The organism is Rothia mucilaginosa, assembly GCF_964210535.1.
GTDB classification, from domain to species: domain Bacteria; phylum Actinomycetota; class Actinomycetes; order Actinomycetales; family Micrococcaceae; genus Rothia; species Rothia mucilaginosa_F.
Window position 1 is genome coordinate 101,989 of the sequence record NZ_CAXOMR010000003.1, and the last position, 18,747, is coordinate 120,735.

The 18,747-nt window shown below is 63.4% G+C and carries 9 protein-coding genes and 3 tRNA genes; 7 read left to right on the plus strand and 5 right to left on the minus strand.

Going from position 1 to position 18,747, the window contains the following annotated elements; genetic code table 11:
* Positions 1-115: 115 nt before the first annotated feature.
* Together ppgK and map are read right to left on the minus strand one after the other, a co-directional pair.
* Positions 116-967 carry a polyphosphate--glucose phosphotransferase gene (ppgK, locus tag AB8C10_RS02250; RefSeq protein WP_294627040.1) on the minus strand — a complete coding sequence of 284 codons (852 nt, stop codon included), beginning with the start codon at positions 965-967 and terminating at the stop codon, positions 116-118.
* A 134-nt stretch (positions 968-1,101) separates the two neighbouring features.
* Positions 1,102-2,013 (minus strand): type I methionyl aminopeptidase, encoded by a 912-nt coding sequence (gene map, locus AB8C10_RS02255; RefSeq protein ID WP_368866701.1) that lies wholly within the window; start codon positions 2,011-2,013, stop codon positions 1,102-1,104.
* 259 nt (positions 2,014-2,272) lie between these two features.
* Between map and AB8C10_RS02260 the strand changes: the two genes are divergently transcribed.
* Positions 2,273-2,530: a hypothetical protein gene (locus AB8C10_RS02260; RefSeq protein WP_368866702.1), complete on the plus strand. Its 258-nt coding sequence runs from the start codon at positions 2,273-2,275 to the stop codon at positions 2,528-2,530.
* 156 nt (positions 2,531-2,686) lie between these two features.
* Here the strand turns inward: AB8C10_RS02260 and panB are convergent, their stop codons facing one another.
* Both panB and AB8C10_RS02270 read right to left on the minus strand, forming a co-directional pair.
* On the minus strand, positions 2,687-3,601 hold the full coding sequence (panB, locus tag AB8C10_RS02265) for a 3-methyl-2-oxobutanoate hydroxymethyltransferase (protein WP_368866703.1): 915 nt from the start codon (positions 3,599-3,601) through the stop codon (positions 2,687-2,689).
* Positions 3,602-3,664: 63 nt separating this feature from the next.
* Complete coding sequence (locus AB8C10_RS02270) at positions 3,665-5,497, minus strand: geranylgeranyl pyrophosphate synthase (RefSeq protein ID WP_368866704.1); 1,833 nt, start codon at positions 5,495-5,497, stop codon at positions 3,665-3,667.
* Positions 5,498-5,922: 425 nt separating this feature from the next.
* Between AB8C10_RS02270 and glnA the strand changes: the two genes are divergently transcribed.
* The 6 genes from glnA (at position 5,923) to AB8C10_RS02300 (ending at position 13,687) form a co-directional block, all read left to right on the plus strand.
* Entirely contained in the window at positions 5,923-7,263 is a 1,341-nt protein-coding gene (gene glnA / locus AB8C10_RS02275) for a type I glutamate--ammonia ligase (protein WP_049354867.1), read from the plus strand.
* A gap of 171 nt (positions 7,264-7,434) precedes the next feature.
* Positions 7,435-10,788 carry a bifunctional [glutamine synthetase] adenylyltransferase/[glutamine synthetase]-adenylyl-L-tyrosine phosphorylase gene (locus AB8C10_RS02280; protein ID WP_368866705.1) on the plus strand — a complete coding sequence of 1,118 codons (3,354 nt, stop codon included), beginning with the start codon at positions 7,435-7,437 and terminating at the stop codon, positions 10,786-10,788.
* Positions 10,789-11,152: 364 nt separating this feature from the next.
* Positions 11,153-11,225: transfer RNA gene (locus AB8C10_RS02285), tRNA-Gly, on the plus strand.
* Positions 11,226-11,272: 47 nt separating this feature from the next.
* A tRNA-Cys gene (locus AB8C10_RS02290) sits at positions 11,273-11,343 on the plus strand.
* A gap of 24 nt (positions 11,344-11,367) precedes the next feature.
* A tRNA-Val gene (locus AB8C10_RS02295) sits at positions 11,368-11,439 on the plus strand.
* Positions 11,440-12,319: 880 nt separating this feature from the next.
* The gene (locus AB8C10_RS02300) at positions 12,320-13,687 is read left to right on the plus strand and encodes a hypothetical protein (RefSeq protein ID WP_368866706.1); all 1,368 of its coding nucleotides are present in this window, start codon (positions 12,320-12,322) and stop codon (positions 13,685-13,687) included.
* A gap of 369 nt (positions 13,688-14,056) precedes the next feature.
* Here AB8C10_RS02300 and hrpA read toward each other — a convergent pair whose 3' ends face one another.
* Positions 14,057-18,610, minus strand: a complete 4,554-nt coding sequence (gene hrpA / locus AB8C10_RS02305; RefSeq protein ID WP_368866707.1) for an ATP-dependent RNA helicase HrpA — start codon at positions 18,608-18,610, stop codon at positions 14,057-14,059.
* Positions 18,611-18,747 lie beyond the last annotated feature (137 nt).

The window sequence follows — 18,747 nt, forward strand, 5'->3', positions numbered from 1 at the left end:
GAAAGGGGCTGTTCCCGAGATAACCATCTCAGGAACAGCCCCTTTAGCTGTATCTACGCTTTACGCTTCGCCGCGGCGCTGACGCGGCCGCGGGTCAAGCGGGTTCAGGAAAACCTTACGCTTCGCCGCGGCGCTGACGTTCCGGCAGCATGCCGCCAGCCCACAGTGCCGCACCCACGATACCCGCGTTGTTACGCAGGGCAGCCATGACCATGGGGGTACGAATCTGATCCTCAAAGTAGGGCATGAACTTCTCGGGGTTCTTGGAGATGCCGCCGCCAATGATGAACAGGTCGGGGGAGAAGAGCATCTGGACGTGCTCGAAGTAGCGGTACAGGCGCTTGCCGTACTTCTTCCAGGACAGCTCGTGTACCTCGCGGGCACGAGCGGAAGCCTGAGACTCGGCGTTGTGGCCGTCAATCTCCAGGTGGCCCAGCTCGGTGTTCGGGATCAGCACACCGTCGTTGATGAGGGCGGAGCCAATGCCGGTGCCCAGGGTGATGACAGCAATCAGACCGTCACGGTTACGGCCCTGACCGTAGGTTGCCTCAGCCAGACCGGCTGCGTCAGCGTCGTTGAGGCCGTAGACGGTGCGGCCGCCCAGAGCCTCGCTCATGACCTGCTCCAGGTCGGTGTTAATCCAGGAGTCGTCCACGTTCGCTGCGGAGAAGACCATGCCGTTCTTCACCACTGCGGGGAAGTCAATGCCGACAGCCGACTCGGGGTCCGGCGCCAGGTCGCGGCCCTGCAGCTCATCAACTACGCGGCGTACAACCTCAGCCACAGCGGCGGGGGTTGCGGGCTTGGGGGTATCGATGCGGAAGCGGTCGGACACGAGGTTGCCGGTGCGCAGGTCGACGATGCCGCCCTTAATGCCGGTGCCTCCAATGTCCACACCAATCTGCAGGTCCTTGGGGGTGGGGGCAGGCAGCTCGTTGATGACGCCGGGTTCTGCGTAATCGCTCATGGTTTTCTCTCTCTTTCACCCCGCCTACTGCCGTATAACCGGGGAGCGGGCGGGCTTGTCAGTGGGTGAATTGATATAAAAAGTGAGGTGCTGGGCTTGAACCTGTACAAGCAGGAAACCCAGAGGGCTGCGGATTAGGGCAGGGTGAGGATGTCCGCGCCGTCAGCGGTCACCACGAGGGTGTGCTCGAACTGTGCGGTGCGCTTGCGGTCGCGGGTGACCACGGTCCAGTCGTCATCCCACAGATCCCATTCGATGGTGCCGAGGGTCAGCATGGGCTCGATGGTGAAAATCATGCCCTCGCGAATCTCGGTGTCGTAGGCGGGTGCCGCATCGTAGTGGGGGATGATGAGGCCCGAGTGGAACTCACGACCCACGCCGTGGCCGGTGTAGTCGCGGACCACACCGTAGCCGAAGCGTGCCGCATACTTCTCAATGACGCGACCAATCACGTTGATCTGGCGGCCCGGCTTCACAGCCTTAATCGCGCGGTTGAGGGACTCCTCGGTGCGCTCAACCAGCAGGCGGGACTCTTCGTCCACGTTGCCGATGAGCAGGGTCTTGTTGGTGTCGCCGTGCATGCCGTCAAGGTATGCGGTGACGTCCAGGTTGAGGATGTCGCCGTCCTCCAGCACGGTGGTGTCCGGAATACCGTGGCAGATGACCTCGTTCAGGGAGGTGCACACGGACTTGGGATAGCCGCGGTAATCCACGGTGGAGGGGTACGCGCCGTGGTCGCAAATGTATTCGTGGACCAGCACGTCAATCTCGCCGGTGGTGGTGCCGGGCACACAAATCTTGGATGCTTCAACGATGGCGCCTGCCGCAATCTTGCCGGCTGCGCGAACTCGCTCAACTTCCTCGGGGGTGTACATGTTCGAGTCGTTACCCTCGTTGGCGGTGGGCTTACCCACGTACTCCGGGCGAACAATGTGCGAGGGGACCGGGCGCATGGGGCTGACGCGTCCGGGGGTCAGGCAACCGACGGGTGCGCGACCGGGCTCTGCGGGAAGATTATGCGAAGTATTCGTTTTGGTTGAAGACATAGTTTCATCTTACCGGGCGTGGGCGGTTTGTGTCCCTTGCGCAGGCGCTAAAAAGCGGCGGATACACAAGCCGTACCTTTTTCCCAGATTGTGAATAAAATTCCATACACCCTAGCGGCAAAACCGCGCGGCGGGAAGCGGAGGAGAAGACATGAGAAAAGGGGAGGAACACCGCGAGAAGCTTCGCCCGCCTCATTGCCACGAACCTGGGCGCGTGAGAAGCTAGAAACACCAACCCCTCACCGTCGAAGGAGAACCCATGAGTGAGAAGAAAAGCCACCTGAGCGAAGCCATCGAATCGGCGGTCGAAAAGACCCTGAACGCCGCAGCTGACGCAACCAGCCCGCACGCTGACGAATACTGGTACAACCTCGCCACCGGTGAGGTTGAGCGAGGCCAGCAGAGCGCCGTCACCTCCCTGTGGGGCCCCTTCAAGACCTACGAGGAGGCGGCACACGCCATGGAACGCGCTCGCGAACGCAACGACGCCTGGGAGAAGGACGGCGGCTGGCTCTAAAGACCCAGCATCCTCAGCCTTGCCCAACGCCCTCAGCCACGCTCAAGGCGCACACCGCTCGATAGGCATGCAACCTGAGACGCGAAGACCCCCGAACCCGGAACACCGGATACGGGGGTCTTCGCTTTGTCTAAAGCTACCGTCTAAACCTAAAGCCTATTCAAAGGTGTGCTCAGCCGCCGGGAACTCGCCCGAACGAACCTGCTCACGGTAGGCGCGCGCGGCGTCCTCCATGACCTGACCGACCTGCGCGAACTGCTTCACGAAGCGCGGCACGCGGCCGGAACGAACACCCATCATGTCCTGCCAGACCAGCACCTGACCGGTCGTCACATTCGAAGCACCAATACCGATAGTCGGCACAGTACCCACCGCCTCATCCACACGGCGTGCGGTCTCGGTAGTTACCATCTCCATGAGCACGCAGAACGCACCAGCCTCAGCCAGAGCCACCGCATCCTCACGAACACGCTCGGCAGCCTCGCCACGACCCTGCACACGGAAACCACCCAGGGCATGCTCCGACTGCGGGGTGAAACCAACATGCGCCACCACCGGAATACCGGTACGCACCAGGGCACGAACCCACTCGGTCATCGACGCATCTGCCTCAATCTTGACCGCGTGCGCGCCGCCCTCCTTCATCAGGTGAACAGCGCTCGCAACCGCCTGCTGCGGCGACTGCTCATAGGAGCCAAACGGCAGGTCAGCAACCACCATGGCGCGGGACGCACCGCGAGAAACCGCCGCCACCATCGGAATCATCTCATCCAGGGTAATGGTCAGGGTCGACTCGTAACCGAGTACCACGTTCGCCGCTGAATCGCCCACCAGCAGCATGTCGATGCCCGCGCGATCAAAAATCTGCGCGGTCAGAGCGTCATAGCAGGTCAGCATGGAGAACTTCTGCCCGGTCGCCTTAGCCTGCGCCAGGTGAACGGTACGCACCTTCTTGACGGTATCCAGGTCAAAAGGCTTCGAAGCAGAAGCAGGCGCGGGAGCAGCCGCGGAGGTAGCGGCAGGCTGCGCCGCGTAGGGCGAAGAGATCTCGGAAGAACGCTCAGTAGTCATGCTGACTATTCTAACCCTGCACGGCTCCAACGTGGCGTACCGCTCACCACGGGGGAACTACACCTAGTTCCAGATGAGGTTAATGTAGTAGGTCGGGAACGACGCAGCAGCGTTCTTATTCATCATCTCCGGAATGGCGAGGGACGCATCCTCAAACTCACGCGGCAAATCGCGCTGAATGAGTGCCTGCTGCACCAGGGCATCCCAGTAGACCTGGGTGACCGAGTAGGTGCAGACTTCCTTCACGACGTCCTCCGCGTAGGACTCCCACGCCTTACGCGCCGCATCATCAGAGCCGAAGAAACCCTCATAACCCTGAGACAGGCCCGTATCGCAGGCGCTCACCGCGTTCTTCGAGTACTGCAACCAGTAGCTGCGGCTCAACTCATCCGAAGTGTTGAACGTGAACGCCTCATAGTCTGCCTTCAGCAGGGCGTAGGACGCCTGGATGGAACCGGCAAGCGGGGCGTGCGAGGAGAAAACAATGACGTCCAGAAGAGCGGCAATGTACTCCATCTGCGCCTTCTCGTACGCAATGCCGGAGGGCTGAGCCGTGCCCGAATGCATCTGCACCAGCCCCTCCACCGCGTTGATGAAACGCTCAACGTCGGCGGTTGCCTTCACCATCAGATTCAGCAGACGCTGAACGCGCTGATAATCTTCAGAAATCTGCGAGAACAGACCGTAGGACAGGATGCCGCGCTCCGAAGCTGCCGCCGCCAGAACCTGGCTCGTCAGACGCTGGCTTTCCGCTTCAGCCTTTGCCACGCTCAGCAGTAGGGCACCGCAATACGCCAGGGCACGGCGGTCCACCAGCTGAGGCTGCTGCTGATGTAGCGGCAGCAGACGCTCATGAATCTGACGGAAAATTGCGCTCTGTGCCAGAGTCTTCTTGCCCAGCTCCTCAGTCTTCAGAAGCACCGTATCCGCCGAGAAATCACGCGGAACAAAACGGCGCGCATCGTCAGCGGTAAACGGCGAATAGGGGCGACCCATCAGCGGCTGCAACAGCGCCATCGTGGTAAACAGCGAAAAACGAGCCGACACCGGGTACAGCGAATCCGGGTAGTTCGGCGCATCCACCGCATTCACGCGCTCCGTGCACAGCGTCAGCCAGGTCTGCTCCACCGCCCGATCAGACCTAACGCCAAGACCCATACCCAGGATGCCCTCGCCGAACGCCTCCGAAGGGAGCTTGCCGGGGTTCATCTGACGCACCTGCATCTGCGCCAACGCCAGCTCCACCGTATAGTTCGCGCGGCGCTTCTTGCCCGCCTCATCAAGGTGCTGGAACGGACGCATACCCGCGATCTTCTGAGCGCGCACCTGCGTATGCAACTCCTTGCTCATCGCGAACTGCTGCGGGTTACGCTGCATCATCTTCGACACCTCGTACGCGCTCTTACGGTTCAGCTTCTCACGGCGCTGAGCGCCCTCAGCCGACAGTGCATCATACTTGCCGCGGGTTGCGTGCACATACCAGGCACGAATCAGCTGAAGCGGCAGGAAGAAGAACGCGAACTTCCACGACCACGTAAACAGAAGAATCGGAATGACCGCAATAGAGCCCACACGACCCGTATAACCGAGCCAAATAAGCTCCACAAACGCACCCACCAGCGCAAAGAGCGCCACGGTGCGAGTCCTAAACGCCACGCGGGAGGGGCGGTCCAGCAGGTAAGTCGTGCCGCCAGACTTGTTGTTCCTCATGACCAGCGGGCCAAACGCCGCAATCGCCATAATGCACGCCAGATAAACAACGCAGAAAACAACCGGTGCCGCAATGAGTAGCAGCCACTCTAAACCGGTGGGGTCGGCAGCCACGATGCTGGTCGCCAACGGAAGCTGCGCCAGCGGAAGCTGTACGGTCGAGGGAAGAAGAATGGAATGTAGCATACCCCCATTATCGCAAGGCGGCCCCGAACACGCCCCGCGAGCCGTCATCTGCTAGGTATCTGGGCGCATCCTACACTCACACAGCGGAAAAGCGGGGGAGAGGTCACCCCCCCTCCGGTACCGCCCAGAACCTGAGCTACCGAGGTGCAAGAGCGAGAATTTACACAAACGAAACCTTCCACCCGCCCGACGCACAGCAGAACCCGATAGGCTAGATAACAACAGGACACACGCCGGGGCAAGGAGGCGCCAGCACCGCTGGTACGCCGCCCGCCGGAACGACGGTGAAAACCGCTGAAAGTTCAGCGGAACCCACCGGGTCGCTCCCGCACTATATATCCTCGTCGCGGCACACAATTCAGCGCGCCTCCGCCGCCCGCAGACGGGTACCACGCGGATGCACGCCCGCACCGAGAGGGCAACTTATGGACCGCCAACAGGAATTCGTACTGCGCACCATCGAAGAGCGCGACATCCGCTTCATCCGCCTCTGGTTCACCGACGTGGTCGGCACCCTCAAATCCGTTGCGCTCGCACCGGCTGAAGTAGAAAGCGCCTTCGATGAGGGCCTAGGCTTTGACGGCTCCTCGATTGAGGGTTTCTCCCGCATCTACGAATCCGACATGTTGCTGCAGCCGGACCCCTCCACATTCCAGATCCTGCCCTGGCGTGGCGAGGAAGACTACACCTCCCGCATGTTCTGTGACGTGCTCACCCCCGACGGCGAGATTAGCGCCTCTGACACCCGCGGCGTGCTCAAGCGCGTGCTCAACAAGGCCGCGGAGATGGGCTTCACCTGCTACACCTCGCCTGAAATTGAGTTCTACCTGCTCGAATCCTCCAAGCTCGGCGCCGACGGATTCCCCGTGCCCGTGGACCACGAATCCTACTTCGACCACACCCCCGGCGGCATCGTGCAGGACTTCCGCCGCAAGGCAGTGACCATGCTCGAAGAGGTCGGCATCTCGGTCGAATTCAGCCACCACGAAACCGGCCCCGGCCAGAACGAAATCGACCTGCGCCACGCCGACGCCCTGCAGACCGCGGACAACGTCATGACCTTCCGCACCGTCATCAAGGAAGTCGCCTACTCGCTCGGCATGTACGCAACCTTCATGCCCAAGCCCTTCACCAAGTACGCCGGTAGCGGCATGCACACCCACTTCTCCCTCTTCGAAGGCGACACCAACGCATTCTTCGAAGCCGGCGCCGAATACCAGCTGTCCAAGACCGCACGTCACTTCATCGCCGGTGTGCTCAAGCACGCCCCCGAATTCACCTCGGTCACCAACCAGTTCATCAACTCCTACAAGCGCCTCTGGGGCGGCGGCGAAGCACCCTCCTACGTCTCCTGGGGCCACAACAACCGCTCCGCCCTCGTGCGTGTGCCCCTGTACAAGCCGAACAAGATGCAGTCTGCCCGCATCGAGTACCGTGGCCTGGACTCGGCATCGAACCCGTACCTCGCCTACGCGGTGATTCTCGCCGCCGGCCTGAAGGGCATCGAGAACGAGTACCCGCTCATGCCCGCCGTGACCGAGGACCTCGCCGCCATGACCAACGCCGAACGCCGCGCGATGGGCTACAACCCGCTGCCCGCGTCCCTGCGTGAAGCTATTAACATCACCGAGGAATCCGAGTTCATGGCGGAGGTTCTGGGCGAGCAGGTCTTCGAGCAGTTCCTGCGCAATAAGCGCGCCGACTGGGACCAGTACCAGGCTCAGGTGACCCCCTACGAGCTTAAGCACAACCTCGGAATCCTCTAACGGCTGGATCCTCTCACCTCCTCATAGGATGAGTGAGCGCTGACAGCCTCAGGGCGGTATCCGCTACCGGTAACACGCCGGCGGGTACCGCCCACAGGTGTATCAGCATCGCTTTTTATCCCGCCGAAATTTATACTCTCTACCCACGGTTCTACCCACAGTTCTCACGCTATGACTGACAGCTCTCACTACCCGGCCACCGGGCTCATCCGCATTGTTGACCCCGCCAAAGAACCCAAGCCGCTGACCGACATCGCCCCCGATGCGCTCGACGACGAACAGCGCGCCGAAGCCGAACGCAAAGCACAGCTGCGCCTGCACACCCGCATGATTGCCACCGGCTTCCACGACCCGTCCAAGGCAGAACGCTGGCTCAACGCACCCGAACTGAAGCACGTCTCGCAGGATGCGCTCTTTGCCGGGCTGCGCCTCGCACCCTCACCGGATATTGCCCTGCCCGCCCTCGTGCGTCTCATCGAGAAGCACCCGGCGGTCGCCGAACGCGCCAACCGCGGCGACAAAGAATTCGGCATGTACCGACTGCTCGGCGCATCCCAGGCGATTGGCGATTTTCTCTACCGCCGCCCCGAGCACATTGACCCGCTCTTCGACACGCAGGTGTACCCGGCTGAGAGCGCGCTGATTCGCTCCCAGCACCCGGCGTCAATCCTGCCGGAAACCGACGGGGAATTCCTGACCCCCATCGCACCGCTGGACACCCCCTACCGCCGCGATATCCTCACCGCCCTCGGCGCCGACCCCCACGCAGAGCGTCCGCGCGCTGCCGCCGAGCAGACCGGCAAAGACGGCTACGTGACCCTGCGCGTCGCCTACCGCGCCGCCCTGGCGCGCATCGCCCTGCTCGACGTGTGCTGTGAAGACCCGGTCGAAATGATGCCCACCATCGGTCGTCACCTCGCCGATTTGGCTGCCGCCGCGCTGGAGGGCGCGCTCGCCATTGCGCGCACCGAAGTGGCGGAGGGGCTGGGCCCCGGACTGGCGGCTCCTCGCCGAGGCGAAGCCGTAGACGCCCTGGACTTGGCAATTATCGGCATGGGCAAGTGCGGTGCTCGCGAGCTGAACTATATCTCTGACGTTGACGTGGTGTACGTGGTTGCGCCCGTAGAACCCGCCGCCGCTGGCGCCGCGCCTCATGCCGGGGCAGAGGGGGAGAGCGCCCCGCTCAAGCTCACCGAGAACGAATGTTCCACCATCGGCACGGAGCTCGTGCACGCCCTCACCCGCGCCATCATGGGCCCCGCACCCGAACCCGCCCTCTGGGAGGTCGACGCGAACCTGCGCCCCGAAGGTAAGGACGGCCCGCTCGTTCGCACCGTCGAATCCTACGTTCAGTACTACAAGCGCTGGGCGGAAAACTGGGAGTTCCAGGCGCTGCTCAAGGCGCGCCCCATCTCCGGTTCGGCGCAGCTGGGCGCCCGCTACGCCCGCGCCATTGACCCCTTCGTGTGGGAGTCCGCCGCCCGCGAATCCTTCGTGGAATCCGTGCAGGCGATGCGCGCCCGCGTGACCGACAACATTCCCTCGCACCAGGTGGACCGCCAGATTAAGCTGGGCCCGGGCGGCCTGCGCGATATTGAGTTCACCGTGCAGCTACTGCAGCTCGTGCACGGTCGAACCGACCTCGCCGTGCGCACCAAGTCCACCGTGGACTCGCTCGCGGCGCTGACCGCCGTCAGCTACATTAGCCGCACCGACGCCGAAGCGTTCAGCCGCGACTACAAGAAGCTGCGCGTGCTCGAGCACCGCATCCAGCTGCAGCAGCTGCGCCGCACCCACCTGATGCCCGAGAAGGATGCCGAACAGCGCGCCCTCGCCCGCTCGATCCTGTCCCCGGAACGCAACGGCACGCTCTCCGCCGAGCAGATGCTCAAGGCATGGCAGAAAATTAAACGGAACGTCCGTTCACTGCACGAGCGAATCTTCTTCCGCCCGCTGCTCGCCGCCGTCTCCACGCTCAGCCGCGACGAAGTGGTGCTCAGCGAACAGGCAGCACAGGACCGCCTCGCCGCCCTCGGCTACCGCGACCCGCGCGGCGCCATGCGCCACATCAAGGCACTCACCACGGGACTTTCCCGCAGTGCAGACATTCAGCGGCACCTCATGCCCGTGCTGCTGGGCTGGTTCGCCCGCGGCGTGGACGCAGACGCCGGACTGCTCGGCTTCCGCATCGTTTCCGAGTCGCTCGGTAGCACCAGCTGGTACCTGCGCATGCTCCGCGACTCGCCCGCAGCCGCCGAGCGCCTGAGCCAGCTACTCTCCAGCTCGCGCCCCATGACCGACCTGCTTGAGGATGCCTCTGCCTCCATCGCCTGGCTGGACAAGGTCGCCGACCTCAAACCGCTGGGGGAGGAAGCACTCGCCTCAGAGATTTCCTCCCTGCTGGCACGCCACGCTGATGCGGCTGAGGCGATGCGCGCCGTGCGCTACCTGCGCCGCCGCGAAACCCTGCGCACCGCCATGGGCTGGACCCTGGGCATCGTCGACATTGAAGACACCTGCGCCGGTCTTGCCGCCATTGACGAGTGCACAATCGGTGCGGCGCTGCAGATTGCCCTGCGTGAACTCCAAGCGGCACCGGAAGGCGCCGAGGGTACGGAAGCTGAGGAGGCAACGGGGGAGAAGCTGCTCACCCGCATCGCCATCATCGGCATGGGCCGCCTGGGCGGGGCCGAGAACGGCTTCGGCTCCGACGCGGACGTCATGTTCGTCCACGAACCCCTCGAAGGGGTCGACGAGGACGCCGCGCAGGAACAGGCCGCGCGCATCGTGAACCGCACCCTCGCCCTGCTCAAGCAGCCCGTCAAGCCCCCGATTCGCGCCGAACGTCCCCTCGAAGTGGACGCCGACCTGCGCCCCGAAGGCAAGCAGGGCGCCATCGTGCGATCGCTGGACTCCTACCGCTCCTACTACGAACGCTGGGCCGAAACCTGGGAGTTCCAGGCGCTCACCCGCGCCCGGCCCATCGGCGGCGACCCCCAGCTCGGCGAGGCCTTCGTGGGGCTCATCGACCCGTACCGCTACCCGGCAACCTTCACGCCCGAGCAGGTGCAGCAGATTCGTCGCATGAAGGCGCGTGTTGAAAATGAACGCATGCCTCACGGTGCCGACCGCACCCGCCAGCTCAAGCTCGGCCGCGGCGGCCTCTCCGACGTGGAATGGCTGGTCCAGCTCGTACAGCTGCGCCACGCACACGCCGTGCCGGGGCTGCGCACCACCTCCACGCTGAAGGCGTTGAATGCGGCGGTCGAAGCGGGCCTGATTGACGCTGCGGATGCGGAAATCCTCAGCGGTGCCTGGCTGCTCGCCACCAAGATCCGCGGCGGCAACGTGCTACGCGGCGTGCGCCAATCCGACACCCTGCCCTCGGGTCGTGCCGACCTGGAGGCCATCGCCCGCTGGTGCGGATACCCCGCCGGCAGCGCACGCGCCCTCGAAGAGGACTACCTGCGCCAAACCCGCAACGCCCGCAAGGTTTACGAGCGACTCTTCTTCGAAGAACTCTAAAAAATTCGCAGGCGCGGATTTCATAGGGGAGGGGCGGGGAACCAATTGTGGCTCCCCGCCCCTCTTTCTGCGTTTTTCTGTGTTCTCTGAAATTTTCCTGCGGACTTTACTCTCCCAACTCTTGCGGCAACCAGAACAGTATTCGCCTAAAAACCCGAAAATGTGACCGGTACCATGAAAATAAATTTTGCCAACATGTCCCAAAAAAGAGACAAAATACCCCGTTCTGCCCCGGAAACACGCGGAACACCGGGTGTCTAACAAAGGATTTGGCAAACACTTAAAAACCCCGTATAGTATTTACCTGTCAGCACGACGGAGCGAAAAACTCCATCGGAATGATTCAAATTGAATACGCTGATATGCGGTTGTAGCTCAGTTGGTAGAGCACCACCTTGCCAAGGTGGATGTCGCGAGTTCAAGTCTCGTCAACCGCTCGTAAGGACTCCAAGAGTTCGAACGCGTTCCCTTGTGGAGCGTATGCGGTGAGGTGGTCGAGTGGTTAGGCAGCGGCCTGCAAAGCCGTGTACGCGGGTTCGAATCCCGTCCTCACCTCGCAACAAAACAACTGTTTTGTGAGCGCGATTGGCGCAGCGGTAGCGCGCTTCCCTGACACGGAAGAGGTCACTGGTTCGATCCCAGTATCGCGCACAAATGAAGCCCTGATTCTTCGGAATCAGGGCTTTTGTATTTAACTTTTTGGTTTTGGTTTAGGAGGGAATGGTGCTCCTCTGCTGACTTGTGTTTCTTCTGGAGACGGTGCTCCGTATATTTCCTCCGCGCCGTCGCAGGGGACCCGCCCTCGCTTCGCTTCGGGCACCCTGAGGGCGCTTCCGGAAAATACGCACGCACCGCGCTCCGCACCCTGATGTCACTGCGGAGGACACCACCCCTCCGCCTCGTAGGTGAACACTCAGCCCTGGTTTAGTAAGCGCGGGACTTGGGGGCGCGATACAGGCATAACGAACTTAAGGGGGAGGGGCTGTCGCCTTCTAAACCTTTTGCTGGCTCCGCCAAGCCTGATTGGTGACGCACGCACCGCTCCGTATCTCCGATGTCATGGCGGAGGACACCCCTCCCGCTCCCTGCGTAAAACACTCAGCTCCAGTTCCGTAAGTGCGGGGCTTGTGTGCGCGATACCGGCATAACGAACTGGAGGGGGAGGGGGGCTGTCGCCTTCTCAATCTTTCGCCGGCTTCGCCGGATAGATGAGCTGAAATTTTAGCCTAGTGCCGCACCTTCCGGAAGCGACATCAGGGTGCCCGCCCGGGCGCTCTCCGCAACGAAGCAAGGAAGAGCGGAGCGTCCGGGCGTGGCGGGTTCCCCTGCAGGAGCGCAGGAAGGGAGCAGCGCGAGGCGGCCAAGAGCTCCCATACCGTGCTCAAGCCAGGGATTTATGTTAAAGCTGAGGTTCAGGGTATTCTTTTCCTCGGCGCTGATTTTCTTTCCACAGCAAGCAAATTGAGGCTTGTTTGGAGCCAAATAAAGTCGCGCCACAAACACATCACCCCACCTGAATAAAGGGCATACCATGTCTTCATCCCTGACCCGCCGCAAGCTCGTCGCTGGTGCAGCCTGGGCGGCACCCGTCGTCGCAGCCTCCGCAACCATCCCCTCCTACGCGGCATCCGTCGCCGCAACCAACGACTGCATCCTGGCAGCCAACCCGGCGTACAACATCTCCGGTACCGACGAAGGCGCCAAGACCGTGCAGAGCTTCGCCGTGCCCAACAACGTCTACAAGCTCCGCTTCGAGCTGGTCGGCGGCGCGGGTGGCACCAACAACCGCATGACCCAGGCGGGCTCCGGCGCGAAGGTCACCGGCATCATCCCCGTAACCCCCGGCTCCACCGTGCAGATCATCGCCGCGGCAGGCGGTATTGGCGACGGTTCGCTCACCCCCACCGCCGGCGGTGAAGGCTACGGCAACGGCGGCTCCGTACCCGCCTACACCATCCCCGCCAACGTCACTGCGCAGGTCGACGCAAAGTACGCTGACCCGGCAAACTCCAAGAGCCAGGTCTACGCCGCATCCGGAGGCGGCTCCTCCGCACTGCTCATCGACGGCACCGTGGTTGCTGTCGCAGGCGGCGGCGGTGGCGCGGGCATGACCAGCTCCGGCGTGTCCTACGCAGACCCCTGGTACTCCAACCTTGACGGCCAGATCGACGCCGGCGTGGCGGCACTCGGCTCGGACGCATCCCCGCAGTTCGATGCGGCGGGTAGCGCCTCCGCAGCGGCAGGCTCCAACGGCACCCCCGGCTACGAAGTCTACAACGCTGAACGCTCCAAGGTCCTGACTTATAACTCCGGTTTCGGTGGCGCAGCGGGCGTTGGCGGTGCAGGCGGCGCGGCAGGCACCCTGCCGGCAAACGGCCCCATCATCGGCTTTGAAACCACCAACAACCAGGTGCTATTCAGCCAGTTTGTTGCCGGTAACGCGGGCACGAGCGGCTTCGCGGGCAACGGCGGCGACGGCGCGGGCGCATACTCCTACCAGCTGGATGAGAACCCCGCCAGCGTGCACGAGAAGGGCACCTACGAGGACCGCAGCTGGGACCTGGACATCTACAACGACGAGGGTGCGTACGCGCAGAACTTCAACGGCTACCAGTCCGTGGTGTCCGGTGGCGGCGGCGCAGGCTACGGAGGCGGCGGTTCCGGCGCGGCACAGTCCGTCTCCTCGATTGTGCTGACCCAGAAGTGGCTGAACAGCCCGACCGGCGTGCGTCAGGGCATCGGCTACACGATGCAGGGCGGCGCAGGCGGCGCGGGCGGCTCGTACATCGCACCGTCCGTGAGCGACGGCATGATTGTTTCGGCTGAGAACGCGCCGCAGTGGATGCGCGAGCGCGGCAACGGCTCCGTGAAGGTGACCTTCTGCGAGGCGGTAGCCTAACCGTTTCTTACGCTGAGGCGTTTGGGCGGTGCGCCGCATGTTTCCTCCGCGCCTACGCAGGGGCACCCGTCACCCGGACGCTCCGCCCCTCCTTGCTTCGCTGCGGAGAGCGTCCGTGTGACACCCTGAGGGCGCTTCCGGAAAACACGGCTGCACCTGCAACGCAAGCAAAGAACCCCCACACGAGGTAATCGTGTGGGGGCTCTTTGCCGTTCACAGTGCAAGCTGAGCCGGGAACCTAGCGCGGAAAGGCGGTGTCGTCCGTAGCGACATCAGGGTGCCCGAGCTCTGCGAGGGCGGGTGCCCCTGTAGGAGCGAGGACGAACACCGCCATCCGCGCAAGCCGCAGACAACCCGCAAGCTCACAATCTAACGCTTGATGGCGTCCAGCGCCTCACGCTGAGCCTTCGCAATGCGCTTCTCAGATACCGTGTAGGCGGTGCCGAGCTCCTGGGCGAAGAAGCTCACGCGCAGCTCCTCAATCATCCAGTTCACGCGGCGGAGCGCATCCGGCACGATGGTGCCTGCCGGTAGTGACTTGACCGCGTTATCGTAGGAGTCTTCCAGGTCCTGCACGGTGAGCATGAGCTGGTTGTCGCGGTGCAGGTTCGGGCCGAGCTTCGTCAGGCGCACCTGGGCGGCCTTGAGGTAGCGCGGCAGGTGAACCAGCTGGTCGTAGCCGGTTTGTGCCACGAATCCGGGGTAGACCAGATTTTCCATCTGTGCCTTCACGTCGGAGACGGCGTGCATGGTCGTCAGCGAGGTTGCCTTCTTGATTGCCTTCTTCAGCGCGGTGGCTTCGGAGAGGATTTCGGCGACGAGCTTGGTCACGTCGAAGACCGTTTCGATGAGTTCGGCGCGCACGTGCTCGTAGAGTTCGCTGTATTCGGCGTGCGTGAAGATGGGCGTGTGCGGCACCAGGTGGTCGAGCGCCGCGACGGTGCAGTCGCGAATGAGCTCGTCGATGGAGCCGTGCGGGTTCTGCGTGAAGACGATTTTCTCCTTGTGGGAGAGGTGTTCGCTCACGTAGCGCACGGGCGAGGGCACCTGCAGCTGCAGTAGGCGGATGATGCCGCGGCGCTGTGCGTGCAGCTGCTCTGCCTCGGTGGGGAAGATGCGCAGGCCTACGCTGGTTTCTTCGTCGACGAGGGCGGGGTAGCCGTTGACCGCCTGGGTCGCGATGACGCGCTGTACCTTGCGGGGGATGGCTCCGTCGGGGAACATATCGGCGGGGAATTCGGTGAGGCCGCTGATTTCGCGTACTCCGCCGGATGCATCCGCGTTGGCAGGGGTACCCGGGTTTTTTGCGCCCTTCTTCGCAGAAGCCGCGGAGCCGCCCGAGTTGTTCGAGCCGCCTGAGCTACTTGAGCCGCTCTGTGCGAGCGCCACCATTTTTGCCATGGTGTCGTCGGATGCGCCGAGCGAGTCGGCGAGGGCGCTGCGAATCTCCTTGTGCAGCTGCTGCTGCAGGGCTCGCAGGTCCTTGCCTTCGCCCAGGATCTTGTTGCGGGCGTTGCGCACCTGGAAGCCCATCTTTAGGTGCTCGGGCACGGCGTCCCAGTTGAAGGCTTCGGGTTCGACGACCACGCCGCGCAGGCGGCGCAGCACGAGCGCGAGGGAGGGGAGCAGCTCGTCGGTTGCGGGGGAGTAGTCCTCTTCCAGGGTGGCGCAGGCGGCGCGTGCCACGTCGGGTGCGGGCACGAAGTTGCGTCGGATCGCCTTGGGCAGCGACTTGATGAGCGCGGTCACGAGCTCGTGGCGCAGGCCGGGAATCTGCCAGCGGAACGGTTCGGGGCTCAGCTGGTTGAGGAAGAGAATCGGCACCTGCACGGCCACGCCGTCGCGCTTGGCGGCTTCGGTGCGGGCGCCTCCCACACCGGCGGTGGGGGCGTATTCGTAGCGCAGGTCCAGGGTGAGTTCGCCGCTGTCGGTGCGCTGCACCCACTGGCGCGGGAACTGGGAGTCGTCGTAGTCGGCGGCTTCCTCGTTGATGAGCTTCTCGGGGTTGAAGTCCAGGAAGTTGTCGTCTTCGAGGCGTGCCTGCTTCCACCACTTGTCGAAGGCGCGCACATCCGTCACGTGGGCGGGGATGCGTGCATCGTAGAAGGCGAAGAGCACGGAATCGTCCACACGCAGGTCGCGGCGGCGCAGGCGTGCCTCAAGCTCTTCGACCTCGGCGAGGGCGCGCTGGTTGCGCAGGTAGAACTTGTGCTGGGTGTGCCACTGGCCTTCGACGAGGGCGGACTGGATGAAGATTTCGCGGGCCGCGGCGGCGTCCACGCGGGCGTACTGCACGGGGCGGTCGGCGTAGATGGTTAGGCCGAACAGGGTGCCCTTGGCGTAGGCGACGGCCGCGCCGGAGCTGAGGGACCAGTGCGGTTCGGAGTATTGCACGCTGATGAGGTGCTTGCCGACCTCTTCGATCCACTGCGGTTCGATGGCGGCGTTGGTGCGCGCCCACAGGCGGGAGGTTTCGACGAGTTCGGCGGAGAGCACCCAGTCGGGGCCCTTCTTGAACAGACCGGAGCCGGGGAAAATCGCGAACTTGGTGCCGCGCGCGCCGAGGTATTCGCGGGGGCCGCGGGTGCGCCCCTTGGAGTCCTTTTCGCGTTCTTCCTTGACGCCCACGTGTGAGAGCAGGCCGGTGAGCAGGCTCTTGTGGATGTCTACCTCGTGCGCGGAGGCGTTAATATCGCGGCCGCCGCTGGCATGAATGTTGGCGGTGCGGCCCATTTCGCGCAGCTGGGCGAAGAGGTCCTGCCACTCGCGGACGCGCAGGTAGTTGATGAACTCGCGGTGGCACATCTTGCGCAGCTGCGAGGAGGACAGTGCCGCCTGCTGCTCGTTGATGTAGTCCCAGAGCAGCAGGAAGGAGGAGAAGTCGGAGGTGTCGTCGACGAAGCGGGCGTGCATCGCGTCGGCTTCTGCGCGCACATCGGCGGGGCGTTCGCGCGGGTCCTGGATGGTCAGGGCGGCGGCGAGCACCATCATTTCCTTGGCGCAGTTGCGGCGGCCACCCTCGATAATCATGCGGGCCAGGCGCGGGTCCACGGGGAACGCCGCCATGGCTCGGCCGATGGCGGTGAGGGTTGCGCTGTTGCCGCGGCCCTTGCGGGGTCCGCGGGGGCGTTCGGTGAGCGCGCCGAGTTCGCGCAGCAGGTTCACGCCGTCGTTGATGGCGCGGGAAGCGGGCGGCTGCACGAACGGGAAGCGGGAGATGTCGCCGGGTTCGCGCACAACGCCGATGGCAATCATCTGCAGGATGACGGCGGCGAGGTTAGTGCGCAGAATTTCGGGGTCGGTGAACTCGGGGCGCGAGTTGAAGTCTTCCTCGGAGTAGAGGCGGATGGCGATACCGTCGCTGACGCGGCCGCATCGACCGGAACGCTGGTTGGCGCTTGCCTGCGAGATACGTTCGATGGGCAGGCGCTGAACCTTGGTGCGCGCCGAGTAGCGCGAGATGCGGGCGGTGCCGGTGTCGATGACGTACTTGATGCCGGGCACGGTCAGCGAGGTTTCGGCGACGTTCGTGGCGAGCACGATGCGCGGGCGGGAGCCGGGGGAGAACACGCGGTGCTGCTCGGCGAGCGAGAGACGCGCGTACAGGGGTAGCACTTCGTAGTTCAGGCGCGGCGACTTGGCGACCATCGCCTCGATGGCGTCCTTGGCGTCGCGGATTTCGCGCTCGCCGGAGAAGAAGATGAGGATGTCGCCGGGCGCTTCCTTGGAGAGCTCCTTGATGGCGTCGAGGATGCCGTCGGTGGGGTCGTGGTCGTCTTCGATTTCGTCGTCGCTGAGGTAGTCTTCCTCGTCGAGCGGACGGTAGCGGATTTCCACGGGGTAGGTTCGGCCGGACACCTCGATAATGGGCGGCGCGTCGTCGGGCAGGATTGCTTCGGCGATTTCGCGTTCTTCGGCGCTGAGGTTTTCGTCGACGATGCCCTTGCCCGGCACGTAGCTGGGGGAGAAGTGGCGCGCGAAACGTTCCGGGTCGATGGTCGCGGAGGTAATAATGACCTTCAGATCCGGGCGCTGCGGCAGGATGCGCTTGAGGTAGCCGAGGATGAAGTCAATGTTCAGGCTGCGTTCGTGCGCCTCGTCAATGATGAGTGTGGAGTAGCGGCGCAGTAGCTTGTCGTTCTGAATTTCGGCGAGCAGAATGCCGTCAGTCATGAGCTTGATGGCGCTGTGTTCGCCGACCTCGGAGGTGAATCGCACCTGGTAGCCGACGGTTTCACCGATTTTCTGACCGAGTTCTTCGGCGATGCGTTCGGCGACGGAACGCGCGGCGAGGCGGCGCGGCTGGGTGTGGCCGATAAGGCCCTTCGCACCCAGACCCAGGTCGAGGCACATTTTGGGAATCTGGGTGGTCTTACCGGAGCCGGTTTCACCCGCGATGATGACGACCTGGTTGTCACGAATCGCGTTCATGATGTCTTCGCGGCGTTCGCTGACGGGCAGCTCTTCGGGGTAGGTGATGACCTCGGGAATGAACGGCTCGTAGCGGCGCGGTGCCGGGCGGTTCTGCTGCTCGCCCTGGCGGTTACCGTTGTTGCAGCCCTGCTGGTTGCCCTTGCCATCGCCCTGCTTGCGGGCACGATTGTTGGCGCCTCCGCGTCGGTTGGAGCGGGAGGCGTTGGAGTTACGTTCGGATGCGCCGCGGGAGGAGTTCTTGCGGTCTGCGTTATTCTTCTGGGCGCTGTTCTTCTGTGCACCCTGCTTCGGGGCGCCGTTTTTTACCGCGTTGTTCTCAGTAGTTTTATCTGCGGTTTTTTCAGCGGTCTTTTCAGAGGATCGTACCTTTGCCGCGTGGATTGCGGCTGCCATGCTCGCCATGGTGGGGGCGGTGCGGGGCTTAGCCGAGGAGGGGCGCTGGGACTTGGAAGTATCTGCGTGTTTCTTCGTGGATTTCTGCTCAGACATATCCTATCCAGTGTACTCGCCTTGCCCACGGTGGGCTTGGGCTGTGCTTTGTTTGTCATATTTGGGTTTGTTCGCGGGTAACCAGAGCGGGCGGCGGCGGAATACCGACCCTAAACGAGCAATTAAGCTACAATAAA

What these genes read in the sequence shown, in the direction of transcription:
- AB8C10_RS02280 (WP_368866705.1), top strand. Translation starts at nt 7,435, where the DNA reads ATGACTGACAGCTCTCACTACCCGGCCACCGGGCTCATCCGCATTGTT.
- glnA (WP_049354867.1), top strand. Translation starts at nt 5,923, where the DNA reads ATGGACCGCCAACAGGAATTCGTACTGCGCACCATCGAAGAGCGCGAC.
- AB8C10_RS02260 (WP_368866702.1), top strand. Translation starts at nt 2,273, where the DNA reads ATGAGTGAGAAGAAAAGCCACCTGAGCGAAGCCATCGAATCGGCGGTC.
- AB8C10_RS02300 (WP_368866706.1), top strand. Translation starts at nt 12,320, where the DNA reads ATGTCTTCATCCCTGACCCGCCGCAAGCTCGTCGCTGGTGCAGCCTGG.
- panB (WP_368866703.1), bottom strand. Translation starts at nt 3,601, where the DNA reads ATGACTACTGAGCGTTCTTCCGAGATCTCTTCGCCCTACGCGGCGCAG.
- map (WP_368866701.1), bottom strand. Translation starts at nt 2,013, where the DNA reads ATGTCTTCAACCAAAACGAATACTTCGCATAATCTTCCCGCAGAGCCC.
- hrpA (WP_368866707.1), bottom strand. Translation starts at nt 18,610, where the DNA reads ATGTCTGAGCAGAAATCCACGAAGAAACACGCAGATACTTCCAAGTCC.
- AB8C10_RS02270 (WP_368866704.1), bottom strand. Translation starts at nt 5,497, where the DNA reads ATGCTACATTCCATTCTTCTTCCCTCGACCGTACAGCTTCCGCTGGCG.
- ppgK (WP_294627040.1), bottom strand. Translation starts at nt 967, where the DNA reads ATGAGCGATTACGCAGAACCCGGCGTCATCAACGAGCTGCCTGCCCCC.